This is a genomic window from Granulicella mallensis MP5ACTX8, from assembly GCF_000178955.2.
Classification (GTDB): Bacteria; Acidobacteriota; Terriglobia; order Terriglobales; family Acidobacteriaceae; genus Granulicella; species Granulicella mallensis.
The window spans coordinates 3,143,642-3,162,586 of sequence record NC_016631.1 but is presented as its reverse complement, the minus strand read 5'-3'; the positions used below and the strand labels follow the sequence as shown (position 1 = coordinate 3,162,586).

Annotated in this window: 13 protein-coding genes; 11 read left to right on the top strand and 2 right to left on the bottom strand. The window is 52.9% G+C overall.

Annotated features, from left to right (window positions below; genetic code table 11):
- Positions 1-39 precede the first annotated feature (39 nt).
- Positions 40-1,167 carry an acyltransferase family protein gene (locus ACIX8_RS12820; protein ID WP_014265768.1) on the top strand — a complete coding sequence of 376 codons (1,128 nt, stop codon included), beginning with the start codon at positions 40-42 and terminating at the stop codon, positions 1,165-1,167.
- A gap of 414 nt (positions 1,168-1,581) precedes the next feature.
- Here the strand turns inward: ACIX8_RS12820 and ACIX8_RS12815 are convergent, their stop codons facing one another.
- The gene (locus ACIX8_RS12815; RefSeq protein WP_014265767.1) at positions 1,582-3,189 is read right to left on the bottom strand and encodes a DUF6798 domain-containing protein; all 1,608 of its coding nucleotides are present in this window, start codon (positions 3,187-3,189) and stop codon (positions 1,582-1,584) included.
- Positions 3,190-3,930: 741 nt separating this feature from the next.
- Positions 3,931-5,061 (bottom strand): acyltransferase family protein, encoded by a 1,131-nt coding sequence (locus ACIX8_RS12805; protein ID WP_014265766.1) that lies wholly within the window; start codon positions 5,059-5,061, stop codon positions 3,931-3,933.
- Positions 5,062-5,618: 557 nt separating this feature from the next.
- Here ACIX8_RS12805 and ACIX8_RS12800 point away from each other — a divergent pair.
- From ACIX8_RS12800 to ACIX8_RS12750, 10 genes are all read left to right on the top strand, one after another.
- Positions 5,619-6,566, top strand: coding sequence for a hypothetical protein (locus tag ACIX8_RS12800; RefSeq protein ID WP_014265765.1), 948 nt, complete (start codon positions 5,619-5,621; stop codon positions 6,564-6,566).
- A gap of 219 nt (positions 6,567-6,785) precedes the next feature.
- Positions 6,786-7,754, top strand: a complete 969-nt coding sequence (locus ACIX8_RS12795) for a glycosyltransferase family 2 protein (RefSeq protein WP_223295320.1) — start codon at positions 6,786-6,788, stop codon at positions 7,752-7,754.
- A gap of 118 nt (positions 7,755-7,872) precedes the next feature.
- A complete protein-coding gene (locus tag ACIX8_RS12785; RefSeq protein WP_014265763.1) occupies positions 7,873-8,964 on the top strand; it encodes a hypothetical protein in 1,092 nt (363 codons plus the stop codon).
- Positions 8,965-9,172: 208 nt separating this feature from the next.
- Positions 9,173-10,180 (top strand): glycosyltransferase family 4 protein, encoded by a 1,008-nt coding sequence (locus ACIX8_RS12780; RefSeq protein ID WP_014265762.1) that lies wholly within the window; start codon positions 9,173-9,175, stop codon positions 10,178-10,180.
- Between the two features lie 156 nt (positions 10,181-10,336).
- A complete protein-coding gene (locus tag ACIX8_RS12775) occupies positions 10,337-11,497 on the top strand; it encodes a glycosyltransferase family 4 protein (protein WP_014265761.1) in 1,161 nt (386 codons plus the stop codon).
- On the top strand, positions 11,497-12,687 hold the full coding sequence (locus ACIX8_RS12770; protein WP_014265760.1) for a glycosyltransferase family 4 protein: 1,191 nt from the start codon (positions 11,497-11,499) through the stop codon (positions 12,685-12,687). Before ACIX8_RS12775 ends, ACIX8_RS12770 begins: the two co-directional genes overlap by 1 nt.
- The gene (locus ACIX8_RS12765) at positions 12,684-13,835 is read left to right on the top strand and encodes a glycosyltransferase family 4 protein (RefSeq protein WP_014265759.1); all 1,152 of its coding nucleotides are present in this window, start codon (positions 12,684-12,686) and stop codon (positions 13,833-13,835) included. Before ACIX8_RS12770 ends, ACIX8_RS12765 begins: the two co-directional genes overlap by 4 nt.
- On the top strand, positions 13,832-14,989 hold the full coding sequence (locus ACIX8_RS12760) for a glycosyltransferase family 4 protein (RefSeq protein WP_014265758.1): 1,158 nt from the start codon (positions 13,832-13,834) through the stop codon (positions 14,987-14,989). Before ACIX8_RS12765 ends, ACIX8_RS12760 begins: the two co-directional genes overlap by 4 nt.
- A gap of 799 nt (positions 14,990-15,788) precedes the next feature.
- Complete coding sequence (locus tag ACIX8_RS12755; RefSeq protein ID WP_190273662.1) at positions 15,789-17,930, top strand: GumC family protein; 2,142 nt, start codon at positions 15,789-15,791, stop codon at positions 17,928-17,930.
- Entirely contained in the window at positions 17,914-18,927 is a 1,014-nt protein-coding gene (locus ACIX8_RS12750) for a polysaccharide biosynthesis/export family protein (protein ID WP_014265756.1), read from the top strand. Before ACIX8_RS12755 ends, ACIX8_RS12750 begins: the two co-directional genes overlap by 17 nt.
- Positions 18,928-18,945: the final 18 nt, after the last annotated feature.

Below are 18,945 nucleotides of genomic sequence, written 5' to 3'. Positions count from 1 at the left end.
TGGCGCTGCTCCTCCATCCTTTATGACGAATGGAAATAAATGACGAACGTCGTAGTTAATTCAGCCACGCCGCCCGAGCATCATCGTTTTCATTTCCTTGATGCCCTCCGAGGCTTGGCGGCCATACTCGTCATCATGAGGCATTCTCCACCGGTCTATGCGCAGTCCTTTGTTACTGAAAACAGCTTTCTTGCTGTTGATTTTTTTTTCTGTCTCAGCGGCTTTGTCATCGCCTTCTCCTACGAGCAGCGACTCAGCACCTATCTCACCTTCAAGAATTTCTTCGTCGCCCGCCTTATCCGCCTGTATCCGATCGCCGCTATCGGCACGGTCGTCGGTGCGGTTGAACTAGCACTCCAGTTGCACCTGCACGCCCCTGTAGGCACCTTTATTTCCCGAATCGTCTTGGAAACCGCCCTCGGACTCCTTGTCCTTCCCTCCGCGCGATACGTCCTCTTTCCTCTCGACAGAGTAATGTGGACTCTTTTCTTCGAACTTATCGCAAATCTTTTGTACGCTGTCCTTGTGCGCAGGCGACTTGCCACTACCGGTTTCCTCGTTATTTTGGCGACCCTCGCTGCAATTGCCCTTACCGGCGAGCGCCTCCATCTCGGCACACTCGATCGCGGCTACACCTTCGACAGCGCCTACGTCGGCTTCAGCCGCGTCTCCTTGTCCTTCCTGTTGGGTGTACTCACCTTCCGCCTCTATCGCCACCAGGCACGCGCCCGACTGCTCGTCGGTCCGTCGATTCTCGCTGCCACCGCCATCACTTTCGTCTTCGTGTTGGCTCTCTGCGGTCCCCCCAGTCTTACCCATAATGCCGCACCAGAATTAGCCTTGCTCATCCTACTTTTTCCACTGATTGTCTATTCTGGTGCCCACGTCTCAGTCTCCTCACGCTGGACTCCCCTTTGCGCCTTTCTCGGCACCATCTCTTACCCGCTTTACGTCCTGCACCCGCCTATGCTCTGGCCGCTGACATTGTCCCCTGCTATCCGCTTCGCCCACACCCATCAACCGCTCTCCGCGCCTTTCATGCTCGCCTATACCGCTGGGCTCGTCCTGCTCTCCTGGTTAGCCGCGCATTTTTACGATATCCCCGTTCGCAAAACCCTGACCCGTCTTTACAAGCAACGCTCCACTGTCGCCATAGTGCGTTCTTGATGGGGCCCATCAACTAAGTAGCTGCTTGTATCCCTAAAACGATTATTTCAGCCAAGATAATCGACCTGAAGGAGCACGTTTGTGGCCTTCTACCGGGTTTCGACTGAGCATCAGGGTGAGAGCGGTCTTGGGGTTCATGCACAGCAGGACGCTGTCTCCCGCTTTCTTGGGGCCAGATCCCTGCTTGCCGAGATCAATCCCTGCCGAACGAATCTGCATGTCGATGACGTGACATACACGAACTGAAGATTTGGCTCGGACCGAGGGATCTTTGTGAGATAGAACTATCCACCGTGCATTTTCTGGGTATCTTGCACCTGTGCGGCATCCAGAAAATTGTAGTGACGCTGAACTTCGCCTACCGTTTCTACCAATGTGGAGCTTGATTCAAGGACCTTCACGGATCGTTGTGAATCAGTCCTTGATTGCATAAAGATAGTAGTTAGCGTTTGCATGAACGAGCTGAAGATTTGGCTCGGATCGAGGGATCTTTGTGAAATAGAACTGCCCACCGTATCTCTTGTGGATATCTTGCACCTGCGCGGCATCAAGAAAGTCGTAGTGACGCTGAACTTCAGTTTCTGTATCGGTCCCAAACGTTTGATAGGGACCTCCGTTCATGGCGCAGTACCGTTGGTACCACTCAACGATTAAGCCATTGTGAGGGTCACGACCAAAGTTGACAACCGTTGCTCGCTCCGATTCCAAAGTGAAGTCGTTGAGCCATGGAGGCGCGATAATGACGGTGTCCTTGGGGGTATTGAGTCTTATCCACTCCGTCATTTCGGAGTAGGAAGTTTGCTGGTGATTTGCGAAGGCCACCCATGAGGTAACAAACTGATGTACGAAGAACTTATCGCTCTTCATTAAACCTATAGAGATGGTAGGCAAGATCAAGAGTGCACACGCTACGGCGCCGGCTGTCACTCTGGCGCCATGGGGTTGCAACTGGGCGAAGCGAGGTTTAGATGCACGAGAAAGTAAATCCGCGATCAACGATGGCAATGTGAGGCATGCAAAAAAGAAAACAAGCACATCCGCGGCCCGGAATGGGTATGTTTTAAGCAGACCCAGAAGGTTTGCCTCGCGGGCAAGTACTCCACAGGCAAATTCGCCGAGCAGCGCGAATAACAATAACGAAAGGAACGTCCTTTTCTTGTCTCCAAGAGAGAGACGGAAGCTGAGCGTTGCCAACGTGGCGCAAATGACAAGTTCAACCAGTTCGCGCCAGCCATGAAAGTGGTGTGGATCCATGTGGTGTGGATTGCGGAACATCACAATCAGCCAGTCGATAGAGATACCGGCGGGAGTTGGAGCGGAGACCCCCATGTATCTCAGTGCAATGAGGGCCATCGGAAGGCACACTGCAACCGTGATCAGAGCGGGAATGACGAAGCCCTTTAAGAAGTTTTTCCGTTCAGAAATCAAGAGTGCGACATAAAACGCCAACACCGTCCAAAGTGCAACGGGGACGTGAAACCAAAACGCAACGCCGCAGAGAACTGCCGCCCATCGTGGGCGATTACGCAGCAGCATTTCGATCGCAAGAAAAAGACATCCGTAGGCCAGGCATTTACCTTCTGCATCGCCAAAGATCCACTCACCTGCGCCGAGCGATTGTCCTTGATCCACCCAGTAGAAGAAGCCGACGGCCAAGGCGAAGAGTGGTAGTTGCAGAGCCTTAGCAAGGCGGACAATGACGTAAAGTAGAAAAATCCAAACGCATGCGCGAGCAATGAGCGCAATGATAATGCCGTCCTTTGTCAAAAACCAAAGCGGAGCAAAGATCGCTCTGAATAGGATTGTGAGGCGGTCCTCGTCGTAATGCGCTAATAGGAGCCAGTCATGTGAGATGAATGATGGATCGTAAAAGAGCCTTAGACTCACGAGCCTAGTCGCGTCGTTCGCGAGGTACTTGGGTATGAAGTCCCGGTAGATCAGAATCAGCAGTCCAGGTATAAGACCGAGCCAGTACTGTGTCATGACCCAAGTACGGAATTTCGCCACCACTGTTTCCTCCATGCTCCGTTATCCAGAGGTATCAGCCCATTGGGTCGATACCTCTGGATAGTGCAAACCGAGTCGACATTCATGATAAATGCCGACGGTTCTCTTATATCCTTTATACAACGTACCCGTCGGGGTAGAGCTTGCGTCGAAAAGGCCAAGTGGTGTTGATCGCGCCTTTAGCGCCACTTTAAGGCTTCACGGCAATGCGTAGAAAAGTTCAAAAACACAGCACCGGATTAGGCGTGAAGTATGGACTTCGTTGAGGACCAGTTACAGGATGGCACGCGGTTCTGTTCTTTGATAATCGTAGATTTGTATGCCCGCGATGCTGTGACCATCGAAGCTGGACAGAGCTTTGATGGCGTACGATGCTGTTTGAACCCTGAACTGGCTCAGGTCTAACCGTGGAGCTTCGATGGTGCTGTCCTCTGACAACGGCAGCGAGTTCATTAGTCAGGCGATAGATCTGTGGGCCTATTGGAATGGAGTGAAGATCGGCTCCTCTAGAACTGGTAAGTCGACCGACACCGTTTTCGTGGAGAGCTTCAATGGGACATTCCGAAGCGAATATCTAAACATCACTCGTTCATGGTAATGGACCTCAAGGAGGTCAAGCAACTGATCGCAGCATAGAGCCAGGAACCCACTCATCTCTCGATGCTCGGCTGGAGACTAACTCTGACCTTGGTATAGGAAAAGTAGGCCTTCAAAGCCGCGCTACATTAACAATCCAACATCGAGCAAGCCACAATACTAAGCATCAGAGGCAGCTTCGAGCGTTTCTCGGCTACGGGATTTAAACGCGCTAATTAACCATCTCCTGACCGGCGTCTCAAAGTAATAGAAGCTGAGCACGCTTAATCCAACGCACAAGAAGAGATACACCGCGAACTGTTCGCCTGTCATTTTTTTGCTAGTCCCTACGTACCAATGCAGGACAACAGCATGCAACAGGTACAGCCCAAAGCTGGACTCTCCGAGCACTACGAGCCATCGCTGGCTAAGCCATTGTGAGACACGAAACTGTGGGTAAGATAGAGCCCAGATCACAGCGGCAAACAATGGGGCCAGGAGACCATGCTGAAGATTTGTGTAAGGAACTCGATGTCCGAGTTGCACAATCGCAAAGAAAGCTGCAGTAGACAAAACAAGAGTCGCATAAAGAAGCATCGCGGGTGGCCCTGCGGGTGCCATTTGTGCATTATTGTCTCGCTGCCAGCGAGCCAATAAAATGCCCAGCGCAAATGTAGACAGATGAAGCAATGGATGAAATTTTAGTTCTCCCATATGCAAGGGAACGGTAAGAAGCCAAACTGCCAACTGACCACCCACGTACACCGCAGTTGCGGTGTACCAAAGCGATCTTCCGTGCAACCGCCATAACGCTTTTCCTATGATAGGAAAGCTTGCATAAAAGAAGGCTTCTACAGAAAGTGACCATGCCGGTTCGTTAAGGGCATACTGCAGTTTCGCCGTCCAGGCTTGGAGTAACAGCATGTTGCCAATAAGCGTGCCAATCGTTTTGACAATGGCAGGCTTTATACCATAAATAGCGGTTCTCTGATTCAGTAGAAATGGTGTATCAGCTAAAAGTGTTATAAAAAGCAACGGATATATACGGGCGAATCTAGCTACGCCGAAGCTGCGCGTCTCCAGCTTGGTTCTTGGGAGGTAAACGATTGCCAGGATGTAGCCGGACAGCAGAAAAAAGAAACTTACCGAGATAAACCCCAGGCTGATCAAATGCAGGATGAGCGATGGAATCTTTTGTGACCCTGGAAACTCATGAAAGAAAACGACATATAGTGCCGCAAAAAATCTCAGGGAAGTAAGCGCATGAATCTGATCGGGACGATTCAGTTGAGGCGAGAGTGCCTTTGGCATGCAAGATTCCCTACGGGGCGACAGCCCTAAGTGTCTGCCTCTAAAGGCATGATTTCATCTTACGAGCATACAATACATCCCTTGTTCAAACTAATGTGGGACTTGGTCGTGATATCACAACGCTGGCTTACAATAATGAGCCAATCTGATGGATGATGGATAAACACGAAGATGTCATCACCGCCGCGATAATGCAGTAGCCTGCCGTGCGACAGTGAAAAGTTTTGTTGTCGTCAGGTCTCTTGGCGAACACTCAAATTGGGCCCTACATTTATGATATGTGCAGCCGTTCTAGAGTTGCTTTTACTGCTGAATCCAATCTCGCTACTATGGGACAAGAGTTGAGGAGCAATGCTGTGCTCAGTCTGGGCGGCCAAAGAGGACCCCTCTGAGCGCATCCTTTTATGACCGTTCCCGTGGCACGAGATTCGTTTGCGGGGTGTGTGCCACCTTGTGATCATTTTTGATCCTTGTTCTAGACGACGGAATCTGGGCTAAGCTGGCTCGGTATTCTGAGCCGTCTTGTCGACCGTTTATTTCGATTTGGGAGCCATCGAATGTCAGCCGCATCTGTATCACCGATCACTGTTTGTACGCTATGGGAGAAGGACCACCATAAAGGGGTTGCTACGCTGGTCAATTCATTGGTCCGCTTCGGTTATCGTGGACGTGTATGGACTGGGTATAAGGGAGATCTGCCCGCGTGGGCCGCTGGCGGCGTTACTCAGGCAGATACTTATATATTTTCCACAGGATCGGGGGTGGAGGTTGTTTTTGTTAAAGTGCCGACCGATCTTCACTTTGCTCAATACAAGCCAACATGGATGCTCCGTGTGCTTGAGGAGTTCGAGCCGGATGCGCAGGGTGTGTACTATTTCGATCCGGACATGTTTGTGGTGGGAGCATGGACGTTCTTTGAACGATGGTTGACCTTTGGAATTGCCGCCTGTGAGGATGTCGGATACCCTTTCAATCCAAATCATCCGCTTGCTCTTGGCTGGAGGGCCTACGCGTCACAGCTTGGCTACACGCACTGGAATGAGATCAACGCTTATTTCAACAGCGGATTGGTTGGCGTATCACGCGAGATGCGGTCTTTTCTTCGGCTTTGGGATGAGGTCATGAATGCCATCCGCCGGGATTTTGGTGCGATTGAAGGGATGAGAACCCCTGCACGTACGGACCTGTTTCATCGTCCCGGTCAAGATGGGTTTACGCTGGCCACTTATCTGACAACGCATCCGGTCTCCTGGGTAGGACCCGATGGCATGGCCTTTGAGCGTGGAGAATGGCTCACCGTCCATGCGTATCTCAGAAAGCCATGGAGACGCAAGGTGCTGTTGGATCTCCTCGTTTCGGGTGAAAAGCCGGATCGAGGTGCGCGGTTATATTGGGAACTTGCGGGTGCACCGATTCAAGTGGAATCGGCTGCAAGGATTCGCCGACACCGCTGGCTGGTTCCCTTAGCGGCTTTCCTGAGTCGCTTCTATCAGAGACGAGGATGAAGGATGAGCGCCCCTTCACTGATTTGCTTACCTTTAGCACCCTGAATCGCTTGCTTTTACGTAGGCCAAAGTAGCTCTATATTCCACCATATGGTCTCGATTGCTATCGGGCTTATTCGATCCGTACGGTATACTCGGGCTGTTTCCGGAGAGCTTATACCTTGGTCTTTATGGTGGACCGCTGTATTGCTCATAAGCTTCAGAGATGGGATGTTCTTGATGGCGGACAATCGGTTAAACTTGGCGGATAACCTCCTACTCCCACTGATATCTATTTGTATTCCGACTTACCAGCGTCCCGATTTACTGGCTGAGGCGTTAGAATCCTGTTTTGCTCAAACCTATGCTCAGTTCGAAATTGTTATCGGTGACGATTCTCAAGATGTAGACACCGAGCAATTGATAGCTCGTTATGAGAGCGCACATCCCGGCCGTATCCGCTATGAGCGTCATGTTCCGTCGCTAGGACAGAACCGTAACGTCAACGACCTTTTTGCTCGGGCGCAGGGAGGTCGACTACTCCTCCTGCATGACGATGATCGGCTGCTGCCGAATGCTCTTGCGGATTTGGCGAAGCTTTGGGAAGCCCTGCCCACATTGGATGCCGCCTTTGGCAAGCAAATTCTAATCGAACATGATGGGCGTCCCACAGTGGAGGAGCGAACGAAAGCTCTGAATGATGGTTACCATCGTGTTGCTGCAAACGCCGGCAGACAGTCGATTCCGGTTGTCGCGGGCCTGCAGCGTATGTTTCCCAACGACGGTTTCCTCGTTACTACAGAGCTCGCCCGCACGATCGGTTATCGTTCAATGGAAGAGATTGGCCACGCCTGTGATACCGACTTTGGTTTGCGTCTGTGTGCGGCGGCCCGAGATATTTGGTTTCTGGACGAGTTCACCATGCAGTATCGGCTCACCGGCGAATCCATCAGTAAATACGCCATCGTTGCGCCTTATACCTATGACATGCTGGCCGCATTGCGCGTGCCTTCTGCCGCTGAGTCGATGCTTGGAGAGGCTAGACGTGAGATTGCACCCAGCGCAGTCTCGGGTTTTACCCAGCTTGGCCAGCCCAAGCGAGCCTGGCAGGTCTTTCAATCCTCTGATTATCCGCTGCGCAAACGGTTTAGCGCACGAGGGATCTATCATCTTTTGCTGATTGCGAAATCTTTCTTCGCAAAGCATTGAATAGAAATCAGGATTAAAAGTAAATGCTCCTTTTGAGTAAATCGAGACGTGCGATGTCTGCGTCCGAGAGTCGTGTTCCATCGATTCGATAGAACACGATTCATATACAATCACCTCAATGAATCTCATTCAGATTGTTCCCGGACTTCTTCCGAGAGTTGATGGGATTGGCGATTACGCCATGCAACTCGCAAGACGTCTCCGAGAAAGACATCAGATCACCAGCAGCTTTGTTGTTGCAGACCCGGACTGGCAAGGCGGGGAAGTAGAAGGCTTTTATGCCACGAAGGTAGATGCTCGATCCTCTCAGGGCTTTCTGGATGCAGTGGTCCGATGCGAGCAACGTATCCAGTCCAAATCCGTTCCATTGCTTCTGCATTTCTCGCCGTATGGATATCAAAAACGCGGCTATCCCCTCTGGCTGCAGAAAACACTGGAAGGCTGGCAGGAACACCGGCCAGGGACGCTGAACATCGTCTTCCACGAACTGGAGGTGCACAGTTTGCGCCCCTGGAGCAGCGCTTTCTGGGTGTCTCCGCTGCAGCGCAACCTGATCAGCCATATCTCCAAGCTCGGTCGTTTTCAGTACACTAACGCTGAATTCTATCGACATGATCTGGAAAATTGGGGCTCGGGAAGGGTATCCTTGATTCCCAATTTCTCGACCATAGGGGAGCCCAGTTCGAATCCTGCCTTTGCAGAAAGGCGCAACGACGTCATCGTCTTTGGACGAGGCGCCCAACGCAAAGCGAACTATAAGCGTGGCAGCGATGTGCTTGCATCGCTCTGCCGTTTGATTGGCGCTGAAAGGATCATCGATATTGGAGAGCCCATTCCCGGCGATACCACGCCTGATATCGAGGGATTTCCCATCGTTCGCTGTGGCCGCCTCGAAGCGGAGGCCGTCAACCAGTGGATGGCGAAATCTGTGGCCAGCTTCATCACCTACCCTGTGCCGCTTCTCCCTAAGTCTTCTGTGCACGCCGTTAGCTGTGCTCATGGAACGATTCCATTTGTCTTCGACAACCAGAAGAAGGAGCTTTCATGTCCCGGCCTGGTTTCCGGCGAAGATTACATCGCCCTGAGCCGTGGAGTGGTCAAACCTAATCTGCCGCCTCTGGATCGGCTATCAGCTATGGTCTACAACAATTATCAAGCGCGCAATTCATGGTCCGCAGCAGAGAGCGTTGCAAAGCATATCTTCGGATAATTAGTGGAGCCTCACGTTCGCACGCCTTGTGCTGTGGGTTTCGCCGGTACGCTATAATTTTTGAATAAGATCGTGGCAAGGAAGCGAAATCATTGTAATAAGGCATGTTCATGCCGTGGGTGGTGATCCCCGTTTGCTGCATCAACTTGCCCCATCGAAGTTCGCTCATGAGGGTACCCGTTGCTTGATATAGAAAAAGGTAACTGTGATGCGAATTCTTCTTTGCTCTCATTGGTTCTCTCCCAGCTTTGGTGGCGTTGAAACCATTTCCAAGATTCTGGCAGAAGAGTTTACCCGGGCTGGGGCGACGGTGACCGTCGTAACGAACACGCCTGGCCCTGAAGAAGATCTTGTATATACCGTTGTGCGGCAACCTTCCCACAAGACGCTTCGCGGCCTTGCGCGAGATTCCGATGTCATCTTGCAGAATCTCATCTCCCTTCGCACCCTCATCTCGCTCATCCCAAGCAGGAAGCCGATCGTGGTGACGCATCAAAGTTGGCTCAGGAGAACGGATGGAACGCGAGGCCTCGAGAACTATGCCAAGCTTCTCGCTCTGCGTGCTTGCCACAACGTATCCATCAGCAAGGCTATTGCAAAGTCTTTGCCAGTCGATTCAGTAGTCATCGGAAATCCCTTCGAGGCCAAGGCTTTTGAGGGAAGGCGAGATACCCCGCGCGACAGAGATATCGTGTTCCTTGGCCGACTCGTCTCCGATAAAGGGTGTGATCTTCTCCTTCATGCGCTTGCGGAATTAAAGCCGAAGGGGCTCACTCCATCCTTGACGGTCATTGGGGATGGTCCTGAGATGTCCACTCTGAAGGCACTTACCGTGCAGCTTGGTCTTACGGCACAGGTCGAGTTTCTGGGGGCCGTGCAGGAGGGCAGGGGAGAGATCGTCGCGCGGCATCGGATCATGGCTGTACCTTCAGTGTGGGCTGAACCCTTTGGAGTCGTTGCCCTTGAAGGCGTGGCCTCAGGATGCGCCCTCGTCTCCTCGTCGCAGGGAGGTCTCCCGGACGCGGTTGGCCCCTGCGGCCTCTATTTTCCTAACGGAGACGTAAAGGCCCTGGCCTCGGCGCTTGAACAGGTGCTTACGGATCCTGTACTTCGTGCAAATCTGATTTCCGCCGGTTCTGAGCACTTGGAGAAGTTCCAACCTGCTTTTATCGCTGCGCGCTATCTCGATCTGTTTCGTGGCTTAATGGCTTCCTGATTTTTTCTATCCTCAGCTCTTTCGAAAGGAGACATTTGGGATGCGCATTGCATCAATCATTACTATCCGCCCCCTTTGGTCTGTGTCTGTTCGGAGCTTTCGAATCACATGGTTGAGATCAGAGGCTGGGCTGTGTTTTACCAAAGGATGTAACCGTTGAAACTCCTCGTCATCAGTCACGCTTGTGTGACACCAGTCAATCAAAGCTTTTTTGTCGATGTAGTCCAGCAAACCGGATGGGATGTCGAACTGGTCATTCCGTCCTCGTGGAATAGTGAATACAAGTCGAACCTGCAGGCCTCGCGATGGAAGGATTTTCAAGGGCAGATTCACACCATTCCTGTCTGGAAAGCTGGCAACATTCCTCTGCATGTCTACAAGCAGACGATGATTGGTTTGCTACGCAAGGTGCGCCCGGATGTGATTTACGTCCATCACGAACCCTACGGACTTGCGACTGCCCAGATCTACCTGGCTAACAGGTTGGTGGACAATCGTCCTATTGGTTTCTATGGTGCCCAGAACATTCTCAAGCACTATCCCATTCCTTTCCGCTGGCTTGAACATTGGGTGCTACAAAACTCTGCTTTCTGTTTTCCTGTGACCGAGGGTGCGCTCGAAGTCGTCAAGCAGAAGGGCTACAAGGGAATCGCCGAGGTTTTGCCCCTCGCCCTGGATGAGGGCATCTATCACCCGGAACCGGTTTGGGCCCAGGCCAAGCGTGCTGAGTTGGGTATCGCTGAAGATGAGTTTGTCATCGGCTATCTCGGTCGATTGGTAGAAGAGAAGGGCCTTCAGGCGATGCTGCACGCGGCGCAGGTGCTGCAGGGCAGGCGCTGGCGCTGCGTTCTGGTCGGGAGCGGACCATATGAGCCAGAGCTTCGTGCCACTGTTGAAAAACTTGGGATGACGGATCATGTTTTTTTTGCCGGTTTTGTTCCCCACGAGGAGGCGCCTGGATGGCTTTCGCTCTTCGACGTGCTCGTCCTTGCATCGGAGACCCGCTCGAACTGGAAAGAACAATTTGGCAGGGTCATTCTCGAGGCCAATGCCTGCGAGACCGCAGTGATTGGCACCGAGTCGGGAGAGATTGGGAACGTCCTCCGCGATACCGGGGGAGGCCTTATTGTGCCTGAAGCCAACATCGCGGAGCTGGGCAAGGCTATGCAGGAATTAGCAGAAGACCCCAATCTGACCCGAAAACTTGCCTTGCAGGGGGCCGCTGCCGTGCGCGAAAAGTACGATCAGGGATATCTCGCTTCACGATTTGTAACGATCGTTCGGAATGCTTCTAAGCAGGAAGGTTCAAAGCCGTAATGCGCATCGCTCTCGTAACCCACAAGGTGGATTTTCAGGACGGCCAGGGACGCGTTAACTATGAGATCGCTAAGGCGGCACTTGACCGTGGACATAGCGTAACGGTGATCGCGGAGTATTGCTCCTCAGAGATCGCGAATCATCCTCGCGGACGTTTTATCTGCGCCCGCGAGATCCCGATTCCTACTCAACTTTTACGCAATATCTACTTCGCCGAGAAGAGCGCACGTTGGCTCCGGCAGCATCGCGACGAATTCGATATTATCCAGGCGAACGGTTTCGTCACCTGGGAACCTGCCGATATCGTAGCCGTGCATTTCGTGCACAGCGCGTGGCTCAGGAATCCGTTCTTTCCGTTTCACTGGTCTTCCTTTTCCCCCTATGCCTACTATCAGCGCTTGATCACGATCATCAACGGACACTATGAGAAAAAGGCGTTCAGGAGCGCAGATAAGCTGATCGCTGTCTCCCGGTTTACGGCTGGAGAAGTCGCCGAGTATGGAATCTCGCAAGAGAAGCTTGTTGTCGTCCACAACGGCGTGGATATAGAGGAGTTTCACCCAGGCCCTGCCGTCAGGTCGGAGTTTGGTCTGTCGGAGGAGATTCCCCTTGCGCTTTTCGTTGGAGATATCAAGACGACACGCAAGAATCTTGAGACTGTTCTGAAAGCCATGCAGTCTGTGCCCGAGCTTCATCTGGTGGTTGCAGGCAAGGTGGAAGGAAGTCCCTATCCGGCTATTGCGGAGGAGTTGAAGGTGAGCGATCGTGTTCACTTTATCGGCAAAACGTCGAAGATTGCCTCTCTGATGCGTTCCGTCGATTTCTTTGTCTTTCCATCGCGCTACGAAGCACATCCTCTGGTATTGCTTGAGGCCATGGCTTCCGGACTTCCGGTGGTTGTCTCTGGCAATTTCGGCGCGGCTGATTACATTCACGCGGGAGGCAGAGTATTCGACGATCCCAATGATGCCTCGGCGCTTGCGACGATCATGGAAGAGCTGGTCCGTTTCCCAGAGAAGCGCAAGAGCATGGGCGTGGCAGCGCGTGAGCAGGCGTTGAATATGCAATGGTCACAGACCGCTGCAGGTTATCTCGATGTCTACGAGGAACTCCTCGAAAAGCGGAGACAATCGGCTTCTGCCGGGCATCTATCGATGGACGATGTGGCCAATTCTCAGGAGAAGAAATGACCCTAGCCACGATGAGAACGCTGCAGACAGGCGACGATTGGATCGAGGAGAAGGAAGGTGGCCTGGCTCGCTACTATTTCGAACTGCTTCGGCATCTTCCGGCTACCGGTACGACGGCCCATGGGCTTGTCGTCGGCTCCCCTCGGATAGCTGAATCGACCGGCGGTACTGTCGTTGCGTTCGCCCGTCCAGAGGCTCCAATACTGGAGCGATTACGGTTTGCTCGAAAGGCGGCATTGGCTCAGATTGACAGAGGTCAAATTGATCTCATCGCCGCACACTTCGCGCTTTACGCCCTTCCTATCGCTGACCGGTTGCGGAAGGTCCCGACCGTAGTGCATTTTCATGGTCCCTGGGCAGGGGAGAGTGGCGTTGAAGGCGCGGCAAAACTGAATGCTCGTTTCAAGCAAGCGGTAGAGAATGTGGTCTACTCCCGGACAAAACGTTTCATCGTTCTTTCGCATTCCTTTCAGCAGGAACTGGTTCGCCGATACGGGGTTGCCGAGGAACTCATTCGAATCGTCCCTGGTGGAATCGATATCGAACGCTTCAATATGACGCTCAGCCGTGCTGAGGCAAGACAGCGCCTGGGATGGCCGAACGACCGCCCCATCCTTCTCACTATCCGCCGACAAGTTCGTCGTATGGGGCTTGAAGACCTCATTCATGCGGCGAAACTGCTCGTTCAGCAGCAACCCGATCTCCTCCTGCTGCTAGGTGGCTCTGGCCCTATCTCCGGGGAATTGAAAAGCCTAATCGTCGAACTTGGCCTGGAAAATAGCGTTCGTCTGCTGGGCCGGATTGACGATGCCGATCTTCCAACAGCCTACCGTGCCGCAGATATGACCATCGTTCCATCACAGTCGCTCGAAGGTTTCGGTCTGATCACTCTCGAATCACTTGCTGCGGGCACACCCGTCTATGTCACTCCTGTCGGTGGGTTACCCGAAATCGTGCAGCCCTTCGCTCCTGAGTGTGTCTTCGGTGGAACCTCTTCAGTGGAGATCGCAAGCGTCCTCGGTGAGGTGCTTCGAGGGGCCCGGCCGGTCCCGACGGAGGATGCTTGCCGTGCCTACGCTGTCAATGGCTATTCCTGGCCATACATCGCAGAGCAGGTCCGCCATGTGTATGACGAGGCCATGGGATGAAGATTCTTTATGTCGATCAGACTGGTCAGCTCGGAGGCGGAGAGCTGGCAATCCTTCCCTGGCTTCGAGCCCACCCCGAAGGTGCACATGTTGTTCTCTTTGAGGATGGCCCTTTTCGCCCTCTGATAGAGGAGTGCGGCATTCCTGTAGACGTGTTTACTTTAGATACGCTCAAAGGGGTGCGGCGAGAGTCGGGGGTGAGATCCATTCTTTCTGCTTTGCCGGCATTTGCTTCTCTCCGCGGACGGCTTGCGAGGTTAGCTGCGGGTTTCGATCTTCTCTACGCCAATTCGCAGAAGGCTTTTCTGCTCGCAGCGCTCTCCAAACGTCGCGGACAACCGCTTATCTGGCATCTGCGCGACATCCTTACCGCCGAACATTTCAGCCCGATCCTCCGAAAGCTCGCGGTCTTTGCCGGCAATCGGTATGCCTCGGTTATCATCGCCAACTCCCATGCGACGGCAGAATCCTTCGTGGCAGCTGGAGGCCTTCGGCACAAAGTACGAGTCGTACATGACGGAATCGATCCTCGGCCGTTCGATAGCATTACCCCTGAGGCAATCGCAGTGCTTCGGAAGGAGATCGGCTCGGAGTCCAGCCCCATGATCGGGATCTTTGGACGTCTCTCTCCATGGAAAGGGCAGCACATCCTTCTGGAAGCCATCAGTGCCATTCCTGGGGCACATGCCGTTCTGATCGGAGACGCTCTCTTTGGTGAAAGCGTCTATGCGGAAGGTCTGAAGCTTCGGGCAAATCAGCCGGATATTGCCGGCAGGGTTCACTTCCTCGGTTTTCGAAGAGACATCCCCGCGCTGATGCAGGCTATGGATATCATCGTCCACGCTTCCACCTCTCCTGAGCCATTCGGATTGGTGATTGTGGAGGGAATGCTCGCCCGAAAGCCTGTTATCGCAACCCGCGCAGGCGGAGCCATCGAAATTATCCAAGAGGGAGAAAGCGGAATGCTTGTCACCCCCGGTTCGATCTCGGAGCTGCGTACAGCAATCGAAAGGCTCCTGTCCGATCCCGCCGCGACAGAACGGCTCTCTCGGGACGGACGCCGCAGGGCAGAGATGTTCTCACTTGAGGCCTTGTTTCAAGGCATCTCGACCGTAATCGGTGAGTTTAAGTCACGCGATTCCGACCTGCACTGATCCGGACTGCGCAGGTCAGAATTGAGGGTCATGGTTTAAGCCAACGAAGTACGATATTTGGGCATCAGAGTGTGAAGATGCTTTGCCAAACCCCACAGCCTACTACCTGCCATCCGTCTGACGTCAAAGCCGTGAATAAGAGGGATCCTGCATGAAGAGGTGCTACCCCCTCTGTACGTTCACAGTCAACGATCTGGCTCTCCCCAAATGGTATAATCCTCTAAGATCAAAGAGTTTGTGCGCGTGGCGTTGGCAGCCTATCTACTTCTTTATAGTGTGTGATCTCAGACCAAATGCCTGTGAGTGAACCCTGCCTCTTGAAGACTGCTATAGACAATTGCCAGATGCACGATTCCCATCGGGGACACTGTCCTGCATGGGGTGGAGCAATGTCTCCATGGTTGGATGGTCAAACTTGTGTGCGTGCGAGGCTGTGTGGGCAGGGGCTCCTTGGTGCCTTATTAGGCAGAGTTGTATCGAGTCGGCTTAAATCCAGGATTGCATCCGAGAATACCGCAATACTGCTTCTACAGGAAAACGCAGGGGCGTACACTAGCGTTTTCACAAAAAGCGAATGGTGTTCGTCCCGTAAACATTGGGGAAAAGATAGAGGAGCACGTCTCCATCGAGACAGTCGTCCTGAACTGCTTGATGGCTTTTCTCGTGTTGAATTTGAGTTAAAAAACAATAACTGGCAAAAGGGAACGGAGATCGGCAGATGAGGGTTCAAACAACGCAGCCGGACACAGAGGGGAAGCTCGATCAGCGTTCCCTCACGGAGGCGGATTCAGCTTCAGCCTTGTCTCTCGGCGACATCGCCCAAATGCTTGGCAGGCATAAATGGTTCATTCTTGCCTGCATCGTGATCGGCACGGTTGTTGCAGTCGTGTACGTTAAATCCGTAACTCCGATTTATGAGGCTACGGCCAGCATCCGAATCGATCCGGGCCGTATTGGCTCGCTGGGTCTTGCCGATTTGACGGGGACTCAGGCGGACTCTGCGGAGTTGATTGCCACGGAGATGGCCATCATTAAGAGCGATGCTGTGGCCATTGACACCATGCACTCTCTTTCGGATGAGGAGTTCCGGGAGTACGCCGGTCCCAACGCAAAGCAATTAGCGATTCCTCTTGGAGCGATCTCTCTCTCGCCGGCGCAAGAAGAGATGCTCAGTCATTTCAAATCGCAGATCAATGTGCTCCAGGTGCCGAGCACGCAATTGGTAACAATCTCATTCCGTAACCCGAATCCGCAGGTAGCAGCACTCCTCGCTAACCGTTTGATTGAGGCATATCTCCGTCAGACCTTTGATAGTCGTTATGGTTCGGTCACTCAGGTCACGAAGTGGCTGTCCAGCGAGATGGATTCTCTCCGAGAACGCGCTGCCGAAGCGCAGAAGAAGCTAGCTGACTTCCAGGAAAAGAACAACATTCTCATGCTGGGTGGAGGCAGCTCCGGATCCAGCAAGGATGGCGGGGGAGAATCGCCAAGCCCATCCGCCTCTACGGTGACAGATCGTCTCACGCAGCTGAATAATCGTTTGACCGTAGCCCAGGGCGATCGGATCGTCAAAGAGGCCCAGATGCGTGCTGCCGAGAACGGAAATACAGCTGTTCTGGCAGCCATGTTCCCCAGTGCCAATTTGGCCGCCCTGCAATCGCAGCAGGCAACGTTGTACGGTCAATATGTACAACTTTCGACTAAGTTCGGGCAAAACTACCCGCCGCTTGCCCAAGTCAAGGACCAGATGCAAAAAACTGACGCAGAGCTCGAGCGCCAGAGTTCCATCGTGAAGAATCGCTTGAAGCAAGAGTACGATACTGCTGTTGCGATTCAGAGCTCACTGCAGCAGCAATACGATGAACAGACCGATAAGGCGTACGCCCTCAATCGCAAAGCGGCAGAGTTCGCGGTGTTGTATGCGGAGGGAAGCTCCAGCAGAGAGCTTTACAATACGCTGCAATACAAGCTCCAGCAGGCAGGAGTCGATGCTGGGTTGCAAAGCGTCAATACCATGCGGGTAGATACAGCCCGGGCCCCATTGATCCCTGTCGAACCCAAGAAATTAGTCATTCTGAGTTTCGGTTTGGTTCTGGGTCTTTTTGCTGGGGTAGGTTCGGCATTCCTCCGGGAAGCCTTATCGGACAAACTGCAGAGCGTGGATCAGATCGAGCGCGCCTTGGGGTATCAGCTGCTTGCAATTATTCCTCATATCTCGATAGCACAGAGGACAGACAACAAAGGCGATGCCCCTGCTTTCGATGCGTCTCAGATGTTGGTGGCTTATAACAGCCCGTTGTCCGTAAACGCAGAAGCTTTTCGTAACCTGCGCAATGCTCTTCTGCTGTCTTCTATTGATAGGCCAGCGAAGATGTTGTTAGTTAGCAGCACCATCCCGGGAGAAGGTAAAAGTTCCACAACGGCCAACTATGGGGTGGTACTGGCGCAGAAAGGTGCTCGAGTTTTGCTGGTAGACGCTGATCTTCGGCGCCCAGCCCTGCACAGTAAATTTGGTGTCGAGAACAAGCGCGGTCTCAGTAATTTGATTCTTGGAGATGATACTGCCGAGCCCTTCACCAATCCTCTTCCGGACCTTGATAATCTCTTTCTGTTGACTGCCGGAAAGAAGGTTGCCCTTCCTTCGGAAGCTCTCGGCTCTAATAAGTTCTACTCGCTCCTGCAACAATGGGAGCAGGAATTTGATTACATCATCGTCGACTCAGCTCCTTTGCTGATTGTGAGCGATAGCTTGCCCCTTGCAAGCTGGGCGGATGCACTCATTCTTGTTACCCGCTATAACATGACACCGCTTGGTGCACTCAAGCGCATTCGCGATGTTCTGCGACACACAAACGCCCAGGTGGCGGGCGTGGTTATCAACGACATGGCTGTCACTCAAACGGGCTATTACGGAGGCTACGGTAGTGGATATTACAACTGAGCTGATAGAAACCTGCGGTCAATCAAAAAATGATTGGCTCCGGACGGCGGGCATCCCAACGTTGTTGCTTTGCCTTGGGTTACTTCTGATCGGCCCAGGCGTACAGTCAAGCCACGCGCAATCGGCCACTCCGGATAGACTCGCCCCCTATGGCCCGAATGTAACGGAGACTGGCCAGCTTGTCCTGGGTGCAGGCGACGTTGTCGATGTGACGGTGTTCAATACTATAGAGCTATCGGGGAGGCTTCGTGTCGATCAGGAGGGCAGGGTGGACTTGCCCGTCGGAGGCCAATTAGAGGTTGCTGGCCTCAACTCTAATCAGGCGGCGCGTGCCATTGAAAAGCGTCTCCGTGACGGGCAGATCATGCTTGATCCTCATGTAACCGTTCAGATCTTTCAATTTGCAACGCAGGGCATCACTCTGATGGGAGAAGTCCGCGCTCCCGGCACTTATCCGCTCTTTGGGCCTCATACGCTCTACGAAGCACTATCTTTCGCGGGGGGACCTACCCAGAATGAGGGTTCGACGATTACGATTACTCACCATAGCGATCCAACTCATCCGCTTGTGATACAGGTTAGGTCAACCAATTATTCTGCAGTTCAGAATTCCACTCCGGTCTTTCCAGGAGATACTATCGTCGTAGCTCAGGCGGATTTTGTTTATGTCATTGGTGACGTGAATGCGCCTGGGGCGTATTCTATTCCGCTGGGCCGCGACTTAAGTCTGCTTAATATCCTGGCGCTGTGTCGTGGATGGACGGTCACAGCCTCGGCTTCCAAAGCCACAATCATCCGTAAGACGGCAACTGGAACGGAAACGATCCCTGTCGACTTTAACCAGGTAGTAAAAAATGCCGCCCCCAATCTGGTACTACAGGCCTCAGATGTTCTGGTTATGCCACATAGCGGTTTCAAGCGGTTCCTCCAGTATGCTCTTCCTTCAGCTACCGCAAGTGCGCTCAGTGCTGGTGTGGATGTAGCAGTTATAAAATAATTGCAGCGTCCAATCATT